At 55.2% G+C, this 22,161-nt stretch carries 20 protein-coding genes; 15 read left to right on the forward strand and 5 right to left on the reverse strand.

Going from position 1 to position 22,161, the window contains the following annotated elements; all coding sequences use genetic code 11:
- Window positions 1–19 precede the first annotated feature (19 nt).
- Complete coding sequence (tal, locus tag ACA072_RS09820; RefSeq protein ID WP_109629027.1) at window positions 20–946, reverse strand: transaldolase; 927 nt, start codon at window positions 944–946, stop codon at window positions 20–22.
- Window positions 947–1,316: 370 nt separating this feature from the next.
- On the opposite strand from tal, the gene ACA072_RS09825 reads away from it, so the two are divergent.
- Window positions 1,317–1,670, forward strand: a complete 354-nt coding sequence (locus ACA072_RS09825; protein ID WP_497624964.1) for a hypothetical protein — start codon at window positions 1,317–1,319, stop codon at window positions 1,668–1,670.
- Window positions 1,671–1,681: 11 nt separating this feature from the next.
- Here the strand turns inward: ACA072_RS09825 and ACA072_RS09830 are convergent, their stop codons facing one another.
- Window positions 1,682–2,659 (reverse strand): glycosyl hydrolase family 5, encoded by a 978-nt coding sequence (locus ACA072_RS09830; protein ID WP_497624126.1) that lies wholly within the window; start codon window positions 2,657–2,659, stop codon window positions 1,682–1,684.
- Between the two features lie 306 nt (window positions 2,660–2,965).
- On the opposite strand from ACA072_RS09830, the gene ACA072_RS09835 reads away from it, so the two are divergent.
- The 8 genes from ACA072_RS09835 (at window position 2,966) to ACA072_RS09870 (ending at window position 12,558) form a co-directional block, all read left to right on the forward strand.
- Entirely contained in the window at window positions 2,966–3,406 is a 441-nt protein-coding gene (locus ACA072_RS09835; RefSeq protein ID WP_497624127.1) for a low molecular weight protein-tyrosine-phosphatase, read from the forward strand.
- 45 nt (window positions 3,407–3,451) lie between these two features.
- On the forward strand, window positions 3,452–5,680 hold the full coding sequence (locus ACA072_RS09840) for a polysaccharide biosynthesis tyrosine autokinase (RefSeq protein WP_497624128.1): 2,229 nt from the start codon (window positions 3,452–3,454) through the stop codon (window positions 5,678–5,680).
- 103 nt (window positions 5,681–5,783) lie between these two features.
- A complete protein-coding gene (locus tag ACA072_RS09845) occupies window positions 5,784–6,866 on the forward strand; it encodes a glycosyltransferase (RefSeq protein WP_497624129.1) in 1,083 nt (360 codons plus the stop codon).
- 14 nt (window positions 6,867–6,880) lie between these two features.
- Window positions 6,881–7,993, forward strand: coding sequence for a polysaccharide pyruvyl transferase family protein (locus ACA072_RS09850; protein WP_497624130.1), 1,113 nt, complete (start codon window positions 6,881–6,883; stop codon window positions 7,991–7,993).
- Window positions 7,990–9,210, forward strand: a complete 1,221-nt coding sequence (locus ACA072_RS09855) for an MATE family efflux transporter (RefSeq protein WP_497624131.1) — start codon at window positions 7,990–7,992, stop codon at window positions 9,208–9,210. Before ACA072_RS09850 ends, ACA072_RS09855 begins: the two co-directional genes overlap by 4 nt.
- The gene (locus ACA072_RS09860) at window positions 9,210–10,313 is read left to right on the forward strand and encodes a hypothetical protein (RefSeq protein ID WP_497624965.1); all 1,104 of its coding nucleotides are present in this window, start codon (window positions 9,210–9,212) and stop codon (window positions 10,311–10,313) included. The genes ACA072_RS09855 and ACA072_RS09860 overlap by 1 nt, the downstream gene beginning before the upstream one ends.
- A gap of 12 nt (window positions 10,314–10,325) precedes the next feature.
- Complete coding sequence (locus ACA072_RS09865) at window positions 10,326–11,363, forward strand: acyltransferase family protein (RefSeq protein WP_497624132.1); 1,038 nt, start codon at window positions 10,326–10,328, stop codon at window positions 11,361–11,363.
- Window positions 11,364–11,406: 43 nt separating this feature from the next.
- Window positions 11,407–12,558 (forward strand): SGNH/GDSL hydrolase family protein, encoded by a 1,152-nt coding sequence (locus ACA072_RS09870; RefSeq protein WP_497624133.1) that lies wholly within the window; start codon window positions 11,407–11,409, stop codon window positions 12,556–12,558.
- 4 nt (window positions 12,559–12,562) lie between these two features.
- Here the strand turns inward: ACA072_RS09870 and ACA072_RS09875 are convergent, their stop codons facing one another.
- Both ACA072_RS09875 and galU read right to left on the reverse strand, forming a co-directional pair.
- Window positions 12,563–12,970, reverse strand: coding sequence for a mannose-1-phosphate guanylyltransferase (locus ACA072_RS09875; RefSeq protein ID WP_497624134.1), 408 nt, complete (start codon window positions 12,968–12,970; stop codon window positions 12,563–12,565).
- A gap of 28 nt (window positions 12,971–12,998) precedes the next feature.
- A complete protein-coding gene (gene galU / locus ACA072_RS09880; protein WP_131059916.1) occupies window positions 12,999–13,832 on the reverse strand; it encodes a UTP--glucose-1-phosphate uridylyltransferase GalU in 834 nt (277 codons plus the stop codon).
- 309 nt (window positions 13,833–14,141) lie between these two features.
- On the opposite strand from galU, the gene galE reads away from it, so the two are divergent.
- The 6 genes from galE to ACA072_RS09910 all read left to right on the forward strand — a co-directional run bounded on the left by galE (window position 14,142) and on the right by ACA072_RS09910 (window position 20,252).
- The gene (gene galE, locus ACA072_RS09885; protein ID WP_497624135.1) at window positions 14,142–15,158 is read left to right on the forward strand and encodes a UDP-glucose 4-epimerase GalE; all 1,017 of its coding nucleotides are present in this window, start codon (window positions 14,142–14,144) and stop codon (window positions 15,156–15,158) included.
- A gap of 142 nt (window positions 15,159–15,300) precedes the next feature.
- Window positions 15,301–15,543, forward strand: coding sequence for a hypothetical protein (locus ACA072_RS09890; RefSeq protein WP_497624136.1), 243 nt, complete (start codon window positions 15,301–15,303; stop codon window positions 15,541–15,543).
- Window positions 15,544–15,629: 86 nt separating this feature from the next.
- Window positions 15,630–16,739 (forward strand): polysaccharide biosynthesis/export family protein, encoded by a 1,110-nt coding sequence (locus ACA072_RS09895; RefSeq protein ID WP_497624137.1) that lies wholly within the window; start codon window positions 15,630–15,632, stop codon window positions 16,737–16,739.
- A gap of 14 nt (window positions 16,740–16,753) precedes the next feature.
- Window positions 16,754–17,419, forward strand: coding sequence for a YjbF family lipoprotein (locus ACA072_RS09900; protein WP_497624138.1), 666 nt, complete (start codon window positions 16,754–16,756; stop codon window positions 17,417–17,419).
- On the forward strand, window positions 17,416–18,177 hold the full coding sequence (locus tag ACA072_RS09905; RefSeq protein WP_497624139.1) for a capsule biosynthesis GfcC family protein: 762 nt from the start codon (window positions 17,416–17,418) through the stop codon (window positions 18,175–18,177). The genes ACA072_RS09900 and ACA072_RS09905 overlap by 4 nt, the downstream gene beginning before the upstream one ends.
- Window positions 18,174–20,252, forward strand: a complete 2,079-nt coding sequence (locus ACA072_RS09910; RefSeq protein WP_497624140.1) for a YjbH domain-containing protein — start codon at window positions 18,174–18,176, stop codon at window positions 20,250–20,252. The genes ACA072_RS09905 and ACA072_RS09910 overlap by 4 nt, the downstream gene beginning before the upstream one ends.
- A gap of 256 nt (window positions 20,253–20,508) precedes the next feature.
- On the opposite strand, the gene ACA072_RS09915 is transcribed toward ACA072_RS09910, so the two are convergent.
- A complete protein-coding gene (locus ACA072_RS09915; RefSeq protein WP_497624141.1) occupies window positions 20,509–21,903 on the reverse strand; it encodes an undecaprenyl-phosphate glucose phosphotransferase in 1,395 nt (464 codons plus the stop codon).
- Window positions 21,904–22,161 lie beyond the last annotated feature (258 nt).

Genomic DNA, 22,161 nt, shown 5'->3' on the forward strand with positions numbered 1-22,161 from the left:
TGCATTTGCTCTTACTGAATCAGAGCTTGGCTTGCAGCAGTGCCTCGAGCTTTTCCTGGTCGCGAGCGAACTGACGAATACCCTCAGCCAGTTTCTCGGTCGCCATCGCATCTTCGTTGGACAACCAACGGAACTGCGCTTCATTCAGGCTCAAGCGCGCTTCACCCGCATGACCCGGGGCCAATTTGCGCTCCAGCTTGCCAGTGTCCGCCGCCAGCTTCTCCAGCAGGTCCGGGCTGATGGTCAGGCGATCACACCCGGCCAACTGCTCGATCTGATTCAGGTTGCGGAAGCTCGCCCCCATGACCACGGTCTTGTAATCATTGGCCTTGTAGTAGTTGTAGATGCGCGTGACGGACTGCACGCCCGGATCATCCGCGCCGGTGTAGTCGTTGCCGTTGGCTTTCTTGTACCAGTCGTAGATGCGGCCTACGAATGGCGAAATCAGGAACACGCCAGCGTCAGCACATGCCGCTGCCTGAGCAAACGAGAACAGCAGCGTCAGGTTGGTCTGAATGCCTTCTTTTTCCAGCTTCTCGGCAGCGCGAATGCCTTCCCAGGTGGAGGCGATCTTGATCAACACGCGATCGCGGCCAATGCCAGCCTTGTCGTACAGCTCGATCAAACGGTGCGCACGCTTCAATACGGCGTCAGTGTCGAACGAAAGGCGCGCATCCACTTCGGTGGAAATGCGGCCCGGTACAACTTTCAGAATCTCTTGCCCCACCGCCACGCCAAAACGGTCGCTGGCCAGGCCTACATCGCCCTTGCAGTCGTGAACGCAGGCGTTCAGCAACTCGGCATAACCAGGAATGGCCGCCGCTTTCAGCAGCAGGGAAGGGTTGGTGGTAGCGTCGACGGGTTTTACGCGAGCGATAGCTTCGAAGTCGCCGGTGTCGGCAACGACGGTGGTCATTTGTTTGAGTTGTTCCAGCTTGGAAGTCATGGGCGTGCTCTGTCCTATGGGTCTAATGACATTACCCGAGCGCTGACAGCCACTCAAGGGCGCATGTACGTATCGGTGGCCCCGTAGGCAACAACCGCGAAACGGATGTTTGAAAGGCGGGGCGCGGGTATCGGTAAATACGATGCCAAAACGAGGCGCAGGTTCAAAGCAACTGACCGTTGACGGCTCTCGGGCAATACCTGCGCCTGCGCTGCCATACCTGCATCCGGGTGCCAACGAGCGTTAAAAAGGGTCAAGTTCAGACGTTATAAGATGTCAAAAAGAGCTGCTCGAATGGCGTGTAATGTGGCGCGGATAAATGTAGGTGTCGGATGGGAAGATGATTTCACAGGAGGAACGGGTGTCCGCCATGGTGGAGGCCTTCGATGATCTTATTCTCGGTTATGCCTTGAAAAAGTTGACCAGCGTGTTTGAAGAGTTGTTGGCTGCTTCAAAGAAAAACCACCCGGACAATTTGAATGGTCTGGTGGAGATGGGCAGGGTGAAAGCTGCAAAGAAAATCCCCGGTTGGTTGAAACGAGTGAAACACAGCCTGCCCCGGCAAGTGACTGGCGTGTTGATGAAGCAAATGAGTGAATCCAGGAAGTTCAAACATGACCTGCGCCTCGAAGCGCAAGCCGTATTGTTCGAAGTGCTGGTGGAGGAGTCGCTGGCCATGGAGGCTGCGAGTTATGCGCAGTTGTTGAATAGACACCGGATTTAAGCAGGGCGGTGTTATTCAACAGGCGACTTTAATAACATCTTCACGGCTGTTTCTGCAGGTTTTGATGTTCCATCAGATGACTTCAATCCGAAACTTCTCTCGCGATCATTACTGCCAGAGTCGCTGTTTTTCCACTCGTAAAGGGAGGTCAGCGGAATATTCAGTTTTTTGACGTCCGAGATGAATCTTGTGATACGTGACGCTTGTCCGGCAGTGCCTCCGATGGAACTGAGGGATGGCACGCCCCATTCGGTAATGACCCCGGGTACATGGAAGTTATCAAGGATAAACGCTTGAGTACGGCTGATCTCGGTGCCCGACATGCCATAGGGATGGTAGGAAACAGCACTGAGGCATTGCGGATAATCCTTCAGGATTTTAGCCAGTGCGACGGTCGCCTTGGAGTCTTTGGTGGGCGCCTTCGCGAATCCAAACCCGATCACTGGGGTTGAGTGATCCCGGTGTTGTAACGCGTTGCACACTGCGCTCATGAAAGGTACAAACGTGACTTCAAAATCCTGGGTAGGCCAGTATTTTGGCAAGTCCGGTTCATTCCATATTTCAATGGCAACAAGCTGCGTGCTGTAGGTGTTTTCCAGGCTGAGGACCGACTTCGCGAAGGAATCTCCCGCAGCGGCGAGATCACTGCCACTGTTTTGCGCTTTGTGGGTTAACGCTTTGGTCGAACGAACGGTCATCAATACCGGCAACTCGGCGGATTTGGCGGCGGCAAAGGCTTCATTGATCTGGTGTTGATATGCCGGGTTTCCCAGGCTGTTGGTCCATACGCCAAAGCGCACGAATCCGAACCCTGAGGCTTTTATCTGCTGGGCGTCGGAGGCGGAGAAATTCTGAATCTTCACTTGGACGCCTATTGTCTTGTTGTCCTGCGCCAGCGCTGAAAAAGCCTGGCTGGCGTGAACGTGGCTGAAGGTGCCCAGTATAAATAGCGTTGAAGTGGCAATCAGTCGGAAACGCGTGAAGGGCATAACGGGGAATTCCTGTTGTCGTCCCGGGCATGGGACAGGGTAAAAAAGTATTAGTCGGTAACTACAGCGATATCATTAATCGGCGAGTCCCTGCACCCATTGTTAATATTGGTCGGATAAATAACTTCCCGATGGTGAGTGTTATTTATGGTCCGGCTTTCCGGTTGGGCGTTTTTTATGTGTCGTGGTATTTAATACGAAAGTATTTTCAATATGGATCCCTCTCTGAGTGCGGGACGATCTTATCGGTTCACTCAACTCCTCGCTACACGTGGGCCGATTCGACACTACACGGGAAGAGTAGCCTTGTTCAGAAAAATTCTTGTGGTCTGCGTCGGTAATATTTGCCGAAGTCCGACCGCTGAACTGTTGCTTCGCCTTGCGCTGCAGCCTTCAGGTATCTCAGTAACCTCCGCGGGATTGAACGCGCGGGTGGGTGAGTCTATGGAGCCCGACGCACTTCGGGTTCTGGAAGAGCAGGGTCATGCAGCCCAAGGGTTTAAAGCGCGGCAGATAACGCCAGCCATCGTTAATGAATCAGACCTCATTCTGGTCATGGAAAAAGAGCATGTGCAGGGCGTACTAAAGATTGCATCACACGCCAGGGGCAAAGTGTTTCTTCTGGGGAAGTGGCAGAGCGAGCGCGAAATAAAGGACCCGTATCGTCAAGGAAAAGCTGCTTTTGTCCATGCCCACGCATTGATTGAAGATGCCGTTTGCTCATGGGCGCAGCGCCTCGGACGTTGATGGACGAATTTTCAGATCAGTAATAATGGTAAAAGAATAGACCTTATGCAGTTACCGTCAGTAATCAACACCCGGGATCAAGATAAAGACGAAATTGATCTGCTCGGCTTATTAGGCACATTGATTGACCATAAATGGTTGATCGGTGCCATCACCGGGGCGTTCATGGTGACCGGTGCCGCTTATTCGATTTTATCGCCACCCGTGTATCTGGCGAACGCGCTGGTCCAGGTCGAGCCGAAAAAGAACGACATGCTGGGATTCTCGGATATCAGCAGCATGCTCGGTGGGCAATCACCGGCGGCGACCGAGATCGGCATCATCAAGTCCCGCGCGGTCATCGGTAAAACGGTCGATGACCTGCATCTTGATATTGTGATCACCCCCAACACCTTTCCCGTGATTGGCGGCTTTCTCGCACGGCGATATAAAAGTACCCCAACGGAAAGTGTTTCGCCGCCGCGCTTCGGCATGAGCCGTTATGCATGGGGCGGCGAGCGCCTTGATATCGAACAGCTCCATCTGCCGAATGAGCTGTTGGGCAAGAAGTTGATGCTGGTTGCCGAAGAGCGGAATCGGTTCAAGCTCTACGACGACAATGGCGCTTTGTTGGCCGAAGGCGTTACAGGCGAGTCCGTCACGCAGGAGGGGGTCGAGGTGCTCATCGCGAGCATGATCGCGAATCCAGGCACCCAATTTGAAGTGGTGCGCAATCCACGCATTGTCACCATTCAGAATTACCAGGACGCCCTCGAAGTCTCCGAGCAAGGTAAAGAGTCGGGCATTATAAGTCTGGCCCTGGCGAGTACCGACTACACCCTGGCGGTGAAGATTCTCAACAAGGTTTCAAGGCTCTATGTGCAGCAGAATGTGCAACGCACTTCCGCCGAGGCCGCTCAGAGCCTGGAGTTCCTGCAGGCACAACTTCCGCAAGTCAAAGACGATCTGGTCAGAGCCAGTAACGCGTTGAACAGCTACCAGACCCGCGGAAATACGGTAAACATATCGCTCGAAACCAAGTCGGTGCTGGAACAGACGGTGGTGCTGGATACGCGCATCTCGGATCTGAAACTCCAGCAAGCGGACATGGATCGAAAGTTCACCCGAGAGCACCCGGCCTACCGCGCCTTGATGGCTCAGATGGGGGATTTGAACAAGCAGCGACAAGGGTTGGAAAAGAAGGTCCAGGGGCTTCCGGCGACCCAGCAGGAACTGTTGAACCTGACTCGTGATGTAGAAGTGGCGACGCAGATCTATACCCAACTGCTGAATAAATCCCAGGAGCTGGATATCATCAGGGCTGGGGCGGTCGGCAATGCGCGGCTGATTGATACGGCAGATGTCGACATCACCACCCCGGTCAAACCTCGCAAAGCCCTGATCGTCCTGATTGCGACTTTCCTGGGTGGGTTTGTCGGTGTTGCCCTGGTGTTAGTGCGTAAATCGCTGAGCAGAGGACTTGAAGGGCCGGAAGCCATCGAGCAACTTGGCCTGCCCGTTTATGCCTCCATTCCTTACAGCACCCTACAACAGGAGGAAGACACTAAAAAAGTCCGGCTGGGCGACGGCGACAACAGCCAGTCTTTTCTATTGGCCCTGCGTAACCCCACCGACCTGTCGATCGAATCGATACGCAGCCTGCGAACCTGCCTGCATTTTGCCGGGCTGGATGCGACCAACAACCGGATCATGATTTCCGGACCGAGCCCCCAGGTAGGCAAGACGTTTGTCTCCTCTAACCTGGCCGCGGTCATTGCGCAAAGCGGGCAGAGAGTCGTACTGATCGATGCCGATATGCGCAAAGGTCACCTGCACAAGACGTTGGCGACGCCGATCAGCAATGGCTTGTCCGATCTGTTGACCAAGCGCTGCAGCATTGAGCAAGCCATCAATAAACTCGAAGTCGATAACCTGCATTTCATCAGTCGTGGCCAAGTACCGCCCAACCCGTCCGAGCTGTTGATGCATGCCAACCTCAGAGAACTCTTGGCAGAGTTGAGTGAACTCTACGACGTGGTGATTATCGACACGCCACCTCTTCTCGCCGTGACCGACGCAGCCATCGTGGGCCGTGAAGCCGCCATTAATCTGATTGTGACGCGCTTCGGTGTAAATCCAGCCAAAGAGATCGAATTGACTATTCGTCGTTTTGCTCAAAACGGTATCGAATTGAAAGGCGCGATTTTTAACGGCGTCGAGAAGCGGGCGTCCAGTTATTACGGTAATGGCAGCTACGGCTATTACAACTATGAATACGCCTCAGACAAGTCGTGATGCGAGTTCTATCTGCCAGGTAATCAGGTTGAAAGTGGTTAACGATCGTTAACCACTTCAGGCCTCTTTTGCCTGCGACTACGTTCATGGAATTGGGTGGATTGTGAAAAAAATACTACACGTGGCGGAAACGATCAAAGGTGGCGTTGCAACGGTCATCCGGACGATATCGACACCGCCTGAGGGTGACGCGCAGCAATATGAACTGGTCTATTTGATCCCGTTCGACCAGAAGAAAGAACTGCACGGCATTGATGAAAAGGACATCAGGACTTTCTCTCGAAACAAGAGAGACGTCGTTTCACTGCTGCGGTTTGCCTGGCAACTCATCCGGGTGATCTTCAAGGAAAAACCGGATGTCGTGCACTTGCACAGTACCTTTTCCGGCGTCATTGGGCGATGTGTTTGCCTGGCCATGCGCCCTTGGCGATCACCGAAAATCATCTATTGCCCGCACGCGTTTTCGTTCTTGATGGAAAGCTCTCCGGCCAAACAGAAAGTGTATTCGCTAATTGAACGCCTTCTGCAGAAAGTCACGGATGTCATTATCTGTGTCAGCCAGTATGAGCTGGATAAAGCGGCGTCTTTTGGCATCGACCGCCACCGTATGAAACTGATCTACAACGGCATTCATTATAAAAACGATGAAAGCCTGTCCGGCCAGCGCACAGATATTCAACTCCTGTTTGTCGGTCGACTGGACTACCAGAAGGGCTTTGATGTGTTGCTCAAGGCGTTCACGGCAGTCGAGCGCACCGACTTGAAACTGACGGTTGTCGGCAGTGCGGTGAATGAGGAGCGGGTGGAGTGCCCCGTCATTGACGCCGTTGAATACTTGCCTTGGGTAACCCCGGCCGAAGTGAATGAACTCTATAAAACGGCCGATGCCCTGATTGTCCCCAGTCGCTGGGAAGGTTTTGCCATGGTTCCCCTGGAAGGTATGGCCATGGGCGTGCCCGTTATTGCCAGTGACTGTACATCCCTGCCTGAACTGGTGACGCACGACGTCACGGGCTACATATTTTCGACCGGCGATCACCGGGCGCTCGCCAACATCCTGGTGAATATCAAGAAGCAAAAGCTGTTGGAACTCGGCACCGAAAGCCGCAAGCGGGTGCGCGAACGGTTCAGCGCATCGCTGATGATCCAGCAGACCTATGACGTCTATTCCGCTCAAACTTATTAAGTAGATATCACGCTATGAACGTAACTATTTTGCATGGCTACAGTGCATCCAATTCGGGTGATGGCCTACTCGTGGATTTGGCAATTGCCTTGGTGCTGCGAAACTTCGGTGCTGACACGTTAATCAACGTCGTTGCGTCCGACCCCAAATCATTTAGTTATCTTCCGTACAAGCGGTATGACGCACCGGTCATGGCGGCTAAAGGGCTGGGGCGCGTAAAGGAAGCGGTGTTCCTTAAGCAGTCTTACGCACCGCTCGCTGACCTCTTGAGTACGACAGATCTGATCGTCGGGGTGGGCGGTGGGTACATGCGGTCAAAGAGCGCCTTTGAACACATCAAGTTGAAACTGGGTCATGCCAAACAGCTCGAAACGGCGATCTTGAGCAAGGTGCCGTCGGTTTACCTACCGCAAAGTATCGGTCCGTTTCACGGTGAGAGCAGTGCAATCGTAAAACACTACGCCAGTGCCGATGCGGTATTTGTCCGGGATAACAGGTCGTCGGCCATTTTCGAATCCAATGAAAATGTCTATCGAGCGCCAGACCTGGCGGTCCAGGCGTTGGCGAAAAAGATATTGCTGCAACCCAAGTTCACTCGCTGTGCGGCATCGCCGGCCGTGGTTTGCGTGGTTTTACGCAAGCCGCCGGAATGGAGCAAAGAGAAGAAAGTGGCCTACGTTGCCAACCTGAAGCTTCTGTTGAAGCGACTAAGGGACAAAAGCAAAGTGGTCTGCGCTGTCCAAAGTGCCGTTCGTGGCAACGATGACGGGGCGTTCTACCGGGAACTCGGGATTACCGAAGATCTCCTGCCCCTGAAGGCGACACTGGCCAAGTATCAGCCGGATCTGGTCATTTCCGTAAGGCTGCACGGAGCCATTGAGTCGCTCCTCGCCGGCGTGCCCGCGTTCCATATCAGTTATGAGCGCAAAGGCTTTGGCGCCTATCAGGATATGGGCGTGGAAGACTGGGTGATCAACGGTGGAGATATCAATGTCGACACCATTATCGACACTGTTTACGCGCCAAACGCGTTGTCCAGATTCGGTAAAAAACTAACGGACACCTGCAAAGAAATCGAAGCCAAGACGGAGCTGATGGACACTATCATCAAAGGGATTGTTCGATGATATTTCGGCTGTTGCTGCGGGGCGGGGCATTAGGCGCAAAGTTTCTGCTGGTGTTGGCCATCACTCATTACCTGGGTTATGACGCATTGGGTTTCTACGGTGTGGTGGTCGCTGCTTCCTTGATAGCCTCGAAGTTTTACAGCGTCGGGTTCAGCTCTGAAATCAATCGGCTGATCAGCGTGGGGGGCAGTACAAGGATTGTCGTTGATAAGGTATTGATTCTGTACCTGGCCGTTGGTTTGTTGTTATCGGTGGTCACGGTCGCACTCTATTCACTGTTCAGCGATGTTGAGGCAAGTGCCGCGTTGATCGCGTGCGTCACACTGCTGCTACTCACCGAGCATCTTTCCTTCGAAATAAACTCCTTTGTCTTTTCCGCACAAAAAGCCAACTGGGGCGCGGTGTTGTTCTTCATCAAGACCGGCCTCTGGGCGCTCGTTGCCGTGGGCGGACTCATGGCGGGCGTAGTGTCCACCATCGCCAGCGTTCTTTGGTTATGGGTGGCGACCAATCTTTTGGTTATCGTGGCCGGTTACTTGATTGTGGTGAACGTTCACAAGGGGCGGGACATCGGTGCCGTCACCACGGTATCGGTCTGGCGGGCTGGGCTGCCCTTTTATCTGGGCGGCGGGTTGATCGCAGTAAGTCAGTACGCTGAGCGTTTTCTGATTCTGGACATGGAGCCGTATGCCAGCCTCGGCAAGTACGTGTACTCCTGGTCCGCCGCCAACACGTTGCAAGCGTTGTCCTACGCCGTTGTTGCAGTAGTGGGCATTCCCGTGCTCGCCAAGCGCTATAAAGACAACCAGCAGGCGCTGACGGTCCGGCAGTTATTCGTCAATCAATGGGTGCTGCGTTCACTCATTGTTTCCTGCGCGGTGGCGGTACTGATTTATGCTTTCTTCAACATCCTGCTCGACTATGTGGCCGCAGCAGTCCCGCGCCCGGATAACCGGATTCTGGCGATTCTGATTTTCTCCTTTGCCCTGCGCGCCGTCGGCGACATCGTATGGGGCGGTCTTATTGCCTCCAGGAACAGTCGGGTTTCATTAGCCAGTGCAGCGATCTGCCTGGTGATTTCGCTGCCCGTCAGCTATGTGCTCATCAAGCACTATTCAATTTATGGCGCAGCGTGGGGCAATGTCTTTTCCATCACGGTGCAACTGGCCGTTATTGTGTTGCTGACCAGGTTTGCCCGGGCGAAGGGGGCTTTGTAATGGCTATCTCTCTGCCGTCCATAGAGTTTCGTGGAAGAAAGCTCGACTCGCCCATTTCGTTCCTGATCCTGCTGTGTGGTCTTTTTCTGTCTATTGCGATGCCGCTGCTGATGCACCGCGATCCGGGTCCTGATGCAATGACCTTGTGGACGTCTTACGTTCGTTCGGACAACTGCAATTTCTGGAATCCGTTTTCACCAGACCGGTCCTCTTACGAATGTTCCGCCTACCTGCTGCGTCCCACCGGTATCAACCTGACCAACGCGTGGGCGTACGGGATGCTGTGCAATCTGTTCCTGACCTCTATCCCGGTCTTCATCTTCAAAAGAATTCCGATAACGATCTTCCTGACCTTGTGCCTGTGGGGCGTGGTCAGGTCGTTTTTCCTCGATAACCTGACCAAGGAAATCATTGTCTCGGTGGCGGTCATCGCCATTCTGTTTTTCTCCTTTTCGAAACGATACCGAGCGGGCTTTTTTCTTTCCGCACTGTTTTACGGCGTGCTGATTCGGCCCTACTGGATATTGTTTTCGTTGGTCTGGGTCGGCGTGTGCGTGATGAAGAAACATGTCTCGCGTTTCAGCTTTTTCGTGATGTTGTTCATGTTCTATCTGGTGATCGCAACGGCGATTCAGTTGCTGGTCGGCTATTCCGTTTCGTCCATTCGCGCCAGTAATAACGAACAGCGGACCCTGGGTGAAGAGGGCTCAAAGTCGTTGATCGTGTCGTGGCTTAGCGGCGGTGATTTCGTGTCGCAGGCCGTGGACTCCATGAGCATCTTTTTCAGGCTGTCGTTCCCGGTGGAGTTGATTCTGCTCTCCGGCCTGGGCCAGATCATATTCGTCGTCCTGATGATGATGACCTCGTTGCTGATGTTCAAAATGATGACGTCGAGTCATTACAAGGGCGCAACCATCGCACCGAAAGTCAAAGAGCTGATTGCGATCCCATTGTCCTTTCTATTGGTGCAGGGTTTGTTCGAGCCTGACTTCGGCTCGTTTGCCCGACATTTTTCCATGGTGGTGCCGGTGCTGTTTCTGGGGCTGGGGTTGCAGTTGCGCTCAAGAAAACCTGAGTCGATTGAATCAAGCGTGTTGCGCTGAGGTTTGCGGTCTATGCAAAGCAAGAAAAAATCGTTGGAAATAGAAACGCTCAGGGGCCTGGCATGTCTGCTGCTGGTGCTCTATCACGTGATAGGGCCGTTGGGTGGCGGGCTGAAAATAGAGCTGGGATCACCTTTTCGGGTTCTGGCGGATTCGATGGTGTACGTCAGGATGCCGCTGTTCACCTTTATCTCGGGTTATATCTATTCGATTTACAAAATCAGGGGCAATGACTTCTCCGCTTACTGCGTCGGCAAAGTGAGAAGGCTGATCGTGCCTCTGTTTTTTGTCGGTATCCCGTTTTCAGTGCTGCAGGCTGTCGGGCCGGGTGTGAACAAGGACCTCGGTCTAACAGAGGCCTTGCTGTCGTTCTACTTGCCGGTTAATCACTTCTGGTTTCTGCAGGCAGTTTTCATCATCTTCATGTTTGTCGGTTTTCTGCAGTGGCGCGGTCTGTTGCAGACGGCGACACGGCTGTATCTGCTGTTTTTGTTTTCGGCGGTGGTGTTCTTGCTACCGACCTTTCCGGTCGACGCGTTTGGCATCAACGGCGCTGTCTATTTGCTGCCGTTCTTCGTGACGGGAATGATTTGCCACGAAAAGGTCAGCGCTTTAAAGCAGTCACTCAAAGTGGTCGGGCCGGTTGTATTCGTCTTGATCTCGGTTGCGCTGCTTTACGTCGCCGCGGTGGATCGCGAGCTCATTGTCGATCGCCGAAGCCTGGTCGGTTTGCTCGTTGGCTGTATGTCCTGCGTCGCGTTACTGTCGAGTGACTTGCGCTCCAAAGCACTGATCTGGCTCGGCGGATATTCCTACGCAATCTTCCTCTTTCACGTGCTGTTTGCTGCCAGTTCCCGGTTTGCGTTAGGTCGTTTGGGCGTTACGGACGAGAGCATCCTGGTTGTGGGCGGCGTGTTGTGCGGATTGTTGGGACCGGTGGTGCTGTCGAATGTTTTCAGTCGTTTCGCCATCACTTCTGTTTTGTTTTTGGGCGAGCGAGTTACCCGCAAAAAGACTCCAGAGGTCGGGTTGAAGGTGTCTCAATCCTGAGCGCTGATTCAGCCGACTTGCTGATAGAGAGATGGATGAGCCAATGGACTATGTCGAAGATGTGCGACCCGTTTCGGCTCCGGTGATCGAAGTGAACCGTTCACGCGAGCGTCTTGCCGCAATGGCCACGAGTAAAGCAGGGGAGGTGCTGGCCATCTCGGTGATCGGCGACAGCTACAGCGCCGGGCAGGACTTTTACTTGAATGACCTCACTCAACACCTGGCGAAAGATTTCGGTTTCGCCGGGCCTGGTTATGTCGGGTTCAATCACGGCGCCGCACTCGGTGGTTCGAATTTCAAATACACCCGCAGCAGCAAAAAGTACTTCGGAGGGGATTGGGACGTTTCCAGTCTTGGCCAGGCGAGTCCGGACAGCCGCACCGTCTCCGGGCAGCCGGGTGCCTATCTTGAAGTGGATTCCAACGAAACGGCGGTCATCAATACGTCCATCGCCCAAGCCAAGTTGCTTTACCTGGGCGATGGCAAAACCAGTGACATGCGCTATCGGTGGACGCCTTCGGACGTCTGGCAGCCTTTGACGTTGGCAGGTTCAGGGGTTCAGGAAGTGCAACTGAGCGTTCCCGCCAGTGCTGAGTGGGCGTTTAGGCTCGAAGTGGTGAAAGGTGCGCCAACGTTGTTTGGTCTGTGGCTGGCCAATAATCATGGCGGCGTCAGGGTCTCCAAACTTGCCGCTTCCGGCGCCGCGTCAGGAGACTTTTATAAAAGCGACCGTCAATGGCAAACCCAATGGAAGGCCGTTGTTTCCAGGATACCGGCGGACGTTTATCTGATCATGTTAGGCGGTAACGACCAGGGGGTTGGCGTAAAGCCAAAAGACTACCTGGAGAACATGAAAGGGTTGGTGCGGATGATTCGTGAAGTTCATCCGGCGGCGAGCATCAACGTGATCCTGCGTCAGGACACGACACGCCCCAGTGCCTATCCGATGACGGAGTACGCCCAGGTGCTTGAACCTTGGGCGCGTTCGGAAAACATCGCGTATTCGAGTTTGCAGTGCACGTTTGGACCCGACTTCAAACGCTACGCCAATGACGGACCGACTCCCATGATTGGCCCGGACAAAATACATCCCATCCCGGGTTCGGGCGGTCGCCTTATTGCCGATTATGTGTATCGCCTGATGGTCGGTGGTGTCAGCGATGCGCCGGGCAAGTGCGGTTCCGCGTTGAAGTAATCATTCAACGTTCGAAGTGTTCCAGATGGCTCAGCAGCTCTGCGGTTTTCACCGGCATCAAGTCAGGATCACGTCGGGTTTCAATATTGATGACGATTGCCGGGTCGCTGTAACGGACGCGAACCCGGAATCGCCAATCGTTGAAAATCACTTTAAGCCCGTCGCGTTCGTCGATATCCAGGGCCTGGTGGGCGTACAGGCTTTTCAGATGGTCCAGGAGTGCAAAGGGGTCCTTGACCGGGCGATGGATATCGCCCGAAGAGGGGAACACCCCGATGCGCTCAACCAGCAAAGGTGTGCCAAACCAGGCAGCCGAAGTGGAAGATGACGACGGTTTTTTTGACAGCCAGGCCATCACCCCGAAGTTGCTCGCTTTGTGTTCGATGTCTACCGAGCGTTTTGCAGTGGTCATAGTGGCCTGCCTGGGCGAATGAGTCTGGTTAAAGACCGTTGAGATAAAGCTGCTCATAGCAAAAGTTGGTGGCGTCGATATAGCCTTCTGCACCACCACAATCAAAGCGCAGGCCTTCGAACTTGTAGGCCAGCACGCAGCCATTCTGCGCCTGCTTCATCAGCGCGTCGGTGATCTGGATCTCGCCGCCCTTGCCCGGTTGGGTGTCGGCGATCAGATCAAAAATATCGGGGGTCAGAATGTAGCGGCCAATGATTGCCAGGTTGGACGGTGCGTCCTCGGGTGCCGGTTTCTCGACCATGCTGTTGACCCGGTAGATCCCTTCGGAAATCAACTCGCCAGCGATCACGCCGTATTTGTGCGTCTGATCATGGGGAACTTCCTGAATGGCCACGATCGAGCAGCGGAATTTTTTGTAGAGTTTGATCATCTGCGCCAGTACGCCGTCACCTTGCAGGTTCAGGCACAAGTCATCCGCTAGCACCACGGCAAAAGGTTCGTCGCCGATCAAAGGGCGACCGCTGAGAATCGCGTGCCCCAAGCCTTTCATTTCGACCTGGCGGGTGTAGGCGAAGGTGCAGGTTTCAATCAGCTCCCGCGTGCCGGCCAGAAACTTTTCCTTCTCGGTGCCGCGAATCTGGTGTTCCAGTTCATAACTGATATCGAAATGGTCTTCCAGCGCACGTTTGCCCCGGCCGGTCACAATCGCCATGTGCTGCAAACCAGCGTCCCGCGCCTCTTCAACGGCGTACTGGATCAAAGGCTTGTTGACGATCGGCAGCATTTCCTTCGGCATTGCTTTAGTAGCGGGCAAGAAACGCGTGCCATAACCGGCGGCGGGGAACAAGCATTTACGAATCATAGATATATCCTGGAAAGTCATTGTCCACGGCCATACAGAAACAGTATCGGGAATGGCTGTGAGTTTTGATGTATTGCTGAAGTTGTACTTTAATACCTGAGTGGGGATTTATTGGCAATTATTAGCGGGGGTAGAACAGGGTAAATGTTATTAGTTGTCGGGCTTGAGGGTGTTTAGTTAATTTTAGTCGGTGTCTATCAATAGTGTCGGTTGTTCTGAAGTGCTAATAAGTATTTGGCGCCCTTCGTTATGTGCGCATTCAACATTGCATGTAATCGAGCACTTCAATACCCCACTATGGACCGCTCTATGAAGATTCTGGTAACGGGTGGAACCGGTTATATCGGTTCTCACACCACACTTGCGCTGCTTGAGGCAGGCTTCGACGTGGTTGTGCTGGACAACCTTTGCAACAGCTCTGACGCGTCGCTGCACGCTATTGAAGCCATCTGCGGCAAAACCGCCCTGATGATTCGCGGGGATGTGTGCGACCGGGCATTGCTGGACCGGATTTTCCAGGAGCATTGCATCGATGCTGTCCTGCATTTTGCCGGGCTCAAAGCTGTCGGCGAGAGCGTGCGCAAACCGCTTGAGTATTACGAAGCCAACGTCAGTGGGAGCATTACGCTGTGTCAGGCGATGTCCGCCGCCGGCGTGTTCCGCCTGGTGTTCAGTTCATCGGCGACGGTGTACGGCGCGCCGGAGCAGATGCCGATTCGTGAGGACTTTCCTACAGGCACGCCGACCAATCCTTACGGGCAATCCAAGTTGTTCATCGAAAACGTGCTGCAGGATCTATGTGCGGCAGACCCGCGCTGGAGCATCGCGCTGCTGCGTTACTTCAACCCGATCGGCGCTCACGCCAGCGGGCATATGGGCGAAGACCCCAGCGGGATTCCCAATAACCTGGTGCCTTACATCAGCCAGGTGGCCGTCGGCAGCCTTCAGGAACTGTCGATATTTGGTGACGATTACCCCACCGACGATGGCACCGGCGTACGCGACTACATCCACGTGGTGGACTTGGCGGACGGGCATCTCAAGGCATTGCAGTCGATCTCGGCGCGCAGCGGCATCCATATCTGGAACCTGGGCACGGGCGACGGTTACAGCGTTCTTGAGGTGCTGCGGGCATTCGAACAGGCCTCGGGTCGGCCAGTGCCTTATCGCGTAATGCCGCGACGTTCGGGCGACGTTGCCAAGTGTTGGGCCGATCCCTCCAAAGCGGCGAAGGACCTCGGCTGGAAGGCCACGCGGAGTTTGCAAGAGATGATGACGGACACCTGGCGTTGGCAATCGAACCATCCCAAGGGCTACCTCGAGTAAGCCTTGAAGGTGTGCCATCAACAGCCGGTTTTTCTGCTGAACTGTTATATCAGGGCGCAATGTTAATTATGGTCGGGAAAATTGACTGGAAACACATCCGGCAAGTCCGTAGATATAAAGAACACGCAGGAAGGAGTTTGATATGAAAAAGATGATGGTAATTGCCGTGTTGTCGATGATGAGCAGCGGGGCTTTCGCAGTAGAAGCACCGCTTACGCTGGATACAAAAGTGTTGGGTGATGTAACGGCGGCACAAGCTGCACTGGCCAGCACTGCGCTGGTATCAGGTGCAGTGGCTGCCTCCAGCAGCGGTGGAAGTTCCAACGGCGGAACCACCGGAAGTACCGGGACTACTGGCACTACCGGGACCACCGGCACAAACTGAGAAATACCGCAGGTGTCACACAAGATTGCCCGGCTAACACTGGGCGATCTTGTTTTGGGTTTGCCCTTGAATAGCGTAGTGCCATTATGATTCGTAGTGTTCCTTTTTTAATGCTGGCAAGTATTGCTTTGCAAGGTTGTATGTTTTCGCCGGGGCAACATATGAGTACCAGCGATATCACTCGCGAAGGCGCCAGCGAAAACAGTCGGGTCGAGCTTATTCCGATTACCCCCAAGCTCATCGCCATGGACAGGGCCACTCAGAAGCGTGAGTCTTTGCCCCCGGAATTGTTGACCACACCGGACGAATACCGCATTGGTAACAACGATGTCTTGTACATCACGGTATGGGATCACCCCGAGTTGACCGCACCTTCAGGCGCGCAACAACAGATCGATGCTAACGGCCGTCTTGTTCGTTCCGACGGCACGCTTTATTACCCCTACATCAAAGAAGTCCAGGCCACCGGAAAGACCATCCAGCAACTGCGATCCGATATCGCCGAGAAGTTGTCGACCTTCATCTCGGACCCGCAAGTAGACGTCGCCGTGTTGCGCTTTGCCAGTCAGAAAGTGGTGGTGTCGGGCGCCGTATTGAGAGCAGGCCCGCAAGCGATTTCCACCAACCCGCTCAATGTGGTTGAAGCCCTGGGTTCGGCCGGTGTCGATCCGCTGAACGCGGACTTGTCCGGGTTGCTGTTGACGCGAAATGGACGCAGCTATCCGCTGAATCTCGATGGGCTCAATCAGCAAAATGCCGAGTTGCAAAACGTCTACCTCAGAGGCGGCGATCAGTTGTACTTGCCGTACAACGACAGCAAAAAGATCTATGTGATGGGCGAGGTCAATCAGCCGCGCGCGTTGACGTTCAAGACCCGCACCATGAATCTTTCCGACGTCATTGGCTCGGTCGGCGGATTGAACCAGACCACCTCCAACGGCAACGCCGTGTACGTCATCCGCGGTGTGGAAAATCTCGATGTAGAACCCGCCAAAATCTATCAGCTGCGAGCCGAGTCGCCGTCCGCCATGGCGCTCGCCACTCACTTCGATGTTCGTCCCCAGGACATTGTTTACGTAGGCCCAGCCAACGTTACCCGCTGGAACCGCTTCATCAGTCAATTGGTGCCATCGGCCTCGATTCTCGGCATGGGCGCGGCGGCACAAAACAATTTAAGTGAAGCCAACAGCAGATAAGGTCTGGTCCCACTGTGAGAACGTTGAAAGTTAGCGTCTGCTTGATGGCGGCCTTGCTGTTGTGTGGATGTAATCCGCTGATGAAGGCCACGTTGGCCAACTTCAAAGCCGTGGCCACCGGTCCCGATGACCTGGAGTTGACGCCAGCGCAAGTGGCCGAAGTTCAGTATCCGCAACTCAAGCTGTCCACCCCTTCCGGCGAAGGGGTATTGGCGATGGTGCGTGAGCGAGGCGACTTGCAGTACTGGGTCGCGTCCGGCAAGCAGGTGTTGTTGCTGCGCGACGGCCTCGCGGTTCGCACCGTCGGCCTGGGCTTTGAGGGTGACCTGGATGGGACCCGCATCGAAGACGATTCGCCGTTCAAGCAAGGCCTTCACCGGCTGCCCGATGGCTACACCAGCCAGCGCTGGATCGATCTCTATCGCGGTTACGAAGTGGGTGTGGCCGTACGCAGTCGCTTCACTCGAAAACCCATGGAAACCATCAGGATCCTGGACAAGGAATACGCCGTGCTGCGTGTCGATGAGCAGATAGAAGCACCGGCCATTGGCCTGCGCGCGACCAATCATTATTGGGTCGATCCGGCTAACGGTTTCATCCTCCAGAGTGAGCAGCAACTGACGGGGCAGCTCAGGGTGAAGATCGTGCAGTTGACCTCTGAACGCAGGGCCGTCCGTTGAAGTTTCCAAAGGCGGTATGGACGTGCCTGTTGTTGATTTCCAGCGGCGCGAGTGCGGCAGTCACCGTCAGCGGCGATGTGCGCAATCCGGGACCGGTCGATCTGCACTCCGGGGCGCGCGTGCTGGACGTGATGCGTGAGACGCAACCCAATCCTGAAGGCTATTGGCTGGCGGCCGCCTGGCTGCGACGGCCGTTGCTCGAAGAGCAGACTCGGCTCAAGACCGGGGTCTTGTTCGATTTGAAGGTGCTCCAACGCACCGCATTGCTCTTCGATCGCCCGAGCCGGGCGGCACTGGCGTTGCAGTTGTACGAGCAAATCAGTCGCATGCCGGTCACCGGGCGTCAGGTGGCGGTGCTGGATCCGGTCGCGGTCGAGGTCGGGTTTGCTCGCAACTTCCGTCTCGATGACGGCGACAGCCTGATCTACCCGATGCGTTCCGATGGGGTTGAAGTGCTGGGCGCTGTCGCGCAACCCTGCCGGCTCGCCTATCGCTCGCTGCAAGAGGCGCGGGACTACCTGCAAGGGTGTTCACCGCTGGCCGATGCCGACGCCGATTACCTCTGGATCATCCAGCCCGATGGCGTCACCCGCCGGGTCGGCATCGCACCGTGGAATCGCGAAAGCGGACACGTGCCCGCCGCCGGCAGCAAAATCCTGGTCCCTGTCAAAACCGATGATCTTAATCCGCCTATACCTGAACTGAATCAGCAGTTGGCCGAATTTCTTGCCACGCAACTGGCTGAGGTGGTTCCTTGAATTTACGTTTTGCTGCAGTGCTGTTGTTGCCGTGTGGTTTGGCTCACGCAGAGCCGCGATTGACCCAAAATGATTTCGGCGGCGTGGGCTTGATGCAAACGCCGACGGCCCGAATGGCCCCGGTCGGCGAGTTGAGCGTGAATGCCAGTCGAACCGATCCCTATACCCGTTACAGCGTTTCATTGCAGCCATATGAGTGGCTGGAAGGTTCGTTTCGCTATACCGCGATCACTAACCGCAGGTATGGCCCCGAATCGTTGAGCGGCGACCAGAGTTATAAAGACAAGGCCGTGGACCTCAAGGTGCGCCTGTGGCAAGAAAGCCACTGGGCGCCTGAACTGGCCCTGGGCTTTCGCGACATCGGTGGTACCGGCCTGTTCTCCAGCGAATTCCTGGTCGCCAACAAACGCTATGACGACTTTGATTTCAGCGCGGGTATTGCCTGGGGATACATCGGCAATCGAGGCGATTTCGACAACCCGTTGGGCTGGGCGGCTGATCGCTTCAACACCCGGCCGGACGGCGAGGGCACCGGTGACGTCAATACCAATGCCTATTTCCGTGGGCGACCTTCATTGTTTGGCGGCGTCACCTACCAGACACCGTGGGACCCGCTCAGCCTGAAGCTCGAGTACGAAGGCAACGACTACAAAAACGAGCCGAAAGACAACGCCATCAAGCAAGACTCGCCCATCAACATCGGTGCGGTGTTCAAACTGACCGACTCGGTCGATCTCAGCGCGGGCTGGGAGCGCGGCAATACCGCGATGTTCGGCATCACCCTGCACACCAACTTCGTCAGCCGCAAGACGCCGGCCAAGACGTACGACCCGCCGGCGGAGCGTCTGCCGACACAGGCACCCGCCACCCCACCGGATCAAGTCAACTGGGCCAACGTGTCCCAGCGCTTGCAGAAAAATGCCGGCTACAAAGTCGAGCGCATCACCCAGCGCGGCCCCGAGTTGTTCGTGTACGGCGAGCAGACGAATTATTTCCATTCCGCCAAAGCTGTCGGCCGCGCCAGCCGCATTCTGGACAACAGCGTCAATGACGATATCGACTGGTTCACCCTGGTGAACAAGCGCTACGACATGCCGCTGGAAGAGACCAGTGTGCCGCGCCAGACCTTTCGCGAAGTGGTCAACAATGAAGAGCCGCTGCAAACGTTGCACCGCACGACCGAGGTCAACGGGGCGATGCCACACACCGAAACCACGCTCTTTACCGCGGCACGCGATCCGTTCAACTACGGCATCGGGCTGGGCTACAAACAGAACGTCGGTGGCCCGGATGGTTTGCTCTATCAGTTGAGTGCCGATGCGGACGCCGAGTATCGCTTCACGCGCAATACCTGGTGGAGCGGCCTGCTCAGCGCCAACCTGGTGAACAACTACGACAACTTTACCTACGACGCACCGAGCGGCTTGCCCCGTGTGCGCACGGACCTGCGCAAATACCTGACGACCTCTGACGTCACCATGCCCACGTTCCAGCTCACCCATGCCGAGCAGTTGGACAAAGACCTGTATGGCATGGTCTACGGTGGCTATCTGGAATCGATGTTTGCCGGGGTGGGCGGTGAGGTGCTGTTCCGTCCGGCAGGCCAGCGCTGGTCGGTGGGCGCAGACCTGAACTACGTGCGTCAGCGCGAGTTCAACCAGGGCTTCGGCCTGCGCGATTACTCAACCGTGACTGGCCACATCACCGGCTATACCGACTTGCCTTTCGATACTCAGGCAGCCGTCAGTGTCGGCCGTTACCTGGCGCGGGATTGGGGCGCCACAGTCGACCTGTCGCGGGAGTTGCGCAATGGTGTGCGATTCGGTGCCTGGGCCACGCTCACCACCGCGACAAAAGCGGAGTACGGCGAAGGCAGTTTCGACAAGGGCATCTACATCTCCATCCCTTTCGACGAACTGATGAGCATGTCGACTATGCGTCGCGCCAACATCGTCTGGTCGCCGCTGACCCGGGACGGTGGTGCACGGCTCAATCGCAGCTATTGGTTGCACTCAATGACCGATAGCCGTGACAGCGACTTGTTCTACCGTAACTTCGACAAGATCACTGAGTGAGGGCGGGCGAACTACAGGGCGACAGGCGCTGTAGTTCGTGACGTCGTCAACCGGAAGGGGAATGCCTGGAAGGTTTTACAGTGAACACACTTCTGCGCAGGGTTCCCTGCGTTATCCCACCTATTCGAAACCGTAAGCAGGGGCTGGCATAGATCCCCTGTTACTGGTCTTGATTACGTATCCAAGACTGATAGACACCCACGAAAAAGGGGACTTGCGTCCCCTTGTCGTATTGCGGTTTCTGGCTTCTAAGCCATCAATAAATGTCTTTTGACAGCAAGGTGAAGGGCGTCTTTACCAGGATCTTCAAGTCCAGCCACAACGACCAGTTGTTGATGTAGGTAAGGTCGATCTCCACGCGTTTCTGCATTTTGTCGATCGTGTCGGTCTCGCCGCGGCAACCGTTGATTTGAGCCAGCCCGGTAATCCCCGGTTTGATTCGGTGACGCGCCATGTAGGCGAGGATTTTCCCGGAGTAGTAATCGTTGTGCGCAACGGCGTGCGGACGTGGCCCGACCAGGGCCATATGGCCTTGCAGCACATTGATCAGTTGCGGCAGCTCATCGAGGGAAGTGCGGCGGATAAAGCGCCCAACCGGGGTGATCCGCGAATCGTTACGGCTGGCCTGCTTCACCTCCTTGTCATCGTGCACGCGCATCGAGCGAAACTTCCAGACCTGGATCACCTTGCCATTCCAGCCGTGACGGTCCTGTTTGAAGAACACCGGGCCCGGGGAGTTGAGTTTGACGGCCAGGGCAATCAGCAACAGCAGCGGGCTCAGAAGGACAATGGCCAACAACGCCACGCTCTTTTCCAGCAGGCTTTTACTCAGCGCCGCGGTCGGCTGGCTGGTCAGCGGACTTTCATTCAAGTAAATCGCCGGCAGGCCGTCCACGACCCGTACCGAGTGGTTGAGCAGTGTCAGGCTGTTCAAGTCCGGCACCCAGACCACGTCTACGTTGGCACCTAGCAAATCGATATACATCGCTTCGATTTTTGCCGCTTCACTCAGGGGCAGGGTGATGTACAAACGTCGGATGTCATGGGCCTTGATCAACTCCAGCAACTGCTCCTGCGGGCCTACGATCGGCGGCGAACCCATCGCGAGCGGGAGCGTGGTGTCGGTGCTGACCAACCCGACCAACGGGAAGTGTTCAAGGCTGCGCAGCTTCCTGGCGAGCCCCAATGCCAACTCGCCGGTGCCGACGATCAGGGTTTTATGCTCGCTTTGAAGTGAGCGTTGATAGTATTGCGAGAAACCGTGCAGCGGGACGTACAACAATGCTTGCCCGAGGTAACCGCAAGCCGCCCATACCAGGATCAGTTGACGGGAAAACAGTTCATCAGCCTTGCAGATGAACGCCACACAGGCCAATGCCGCGAGGGTCATTGTCCAACCCATCAACAAGCGTCCCAATCCTTCCAGGTAGTTATCTTTCTTCGCGTAGACGCCACACCATGTATAGGCGGGCACCGAAGCAAGTACCGTCAGAATTGCGCACACCCGATAATAGAACTCTACCGTCCCAGTCTGGTAATAAACCAATAGAAACAACAGGGCCACAACAAAGCCCTGACCCAGTGCCCATTGTCCCCAGAAGGTCAATCCTTTGAGGTGGGTATTTCGATTGATACGAAGATTGTTAACCATGCGATATCCCCAAAATACGTCCATTCGCGCGTCGACAGACAACAGCCAAGTTGATGTAACAAACATTATTATTTTTATAAGAGGGCGAAACATTGACGGTCGAAACGCCACTGTGCGGCGCGCTCGTCAGTGAATAGATTAATTTATTGGGCTGAAAGCTGTCTGACGACTTTTAACGGATGGATTACTTATTTGGTGATTATATTGTGGGTAACGAGGTGTTATAAATAGTCGATAATTTAAGGTGTTTGATGGGAG

This window comes from Pseudomonas sp. LBUM1656, from assembly GCF_059716065.1.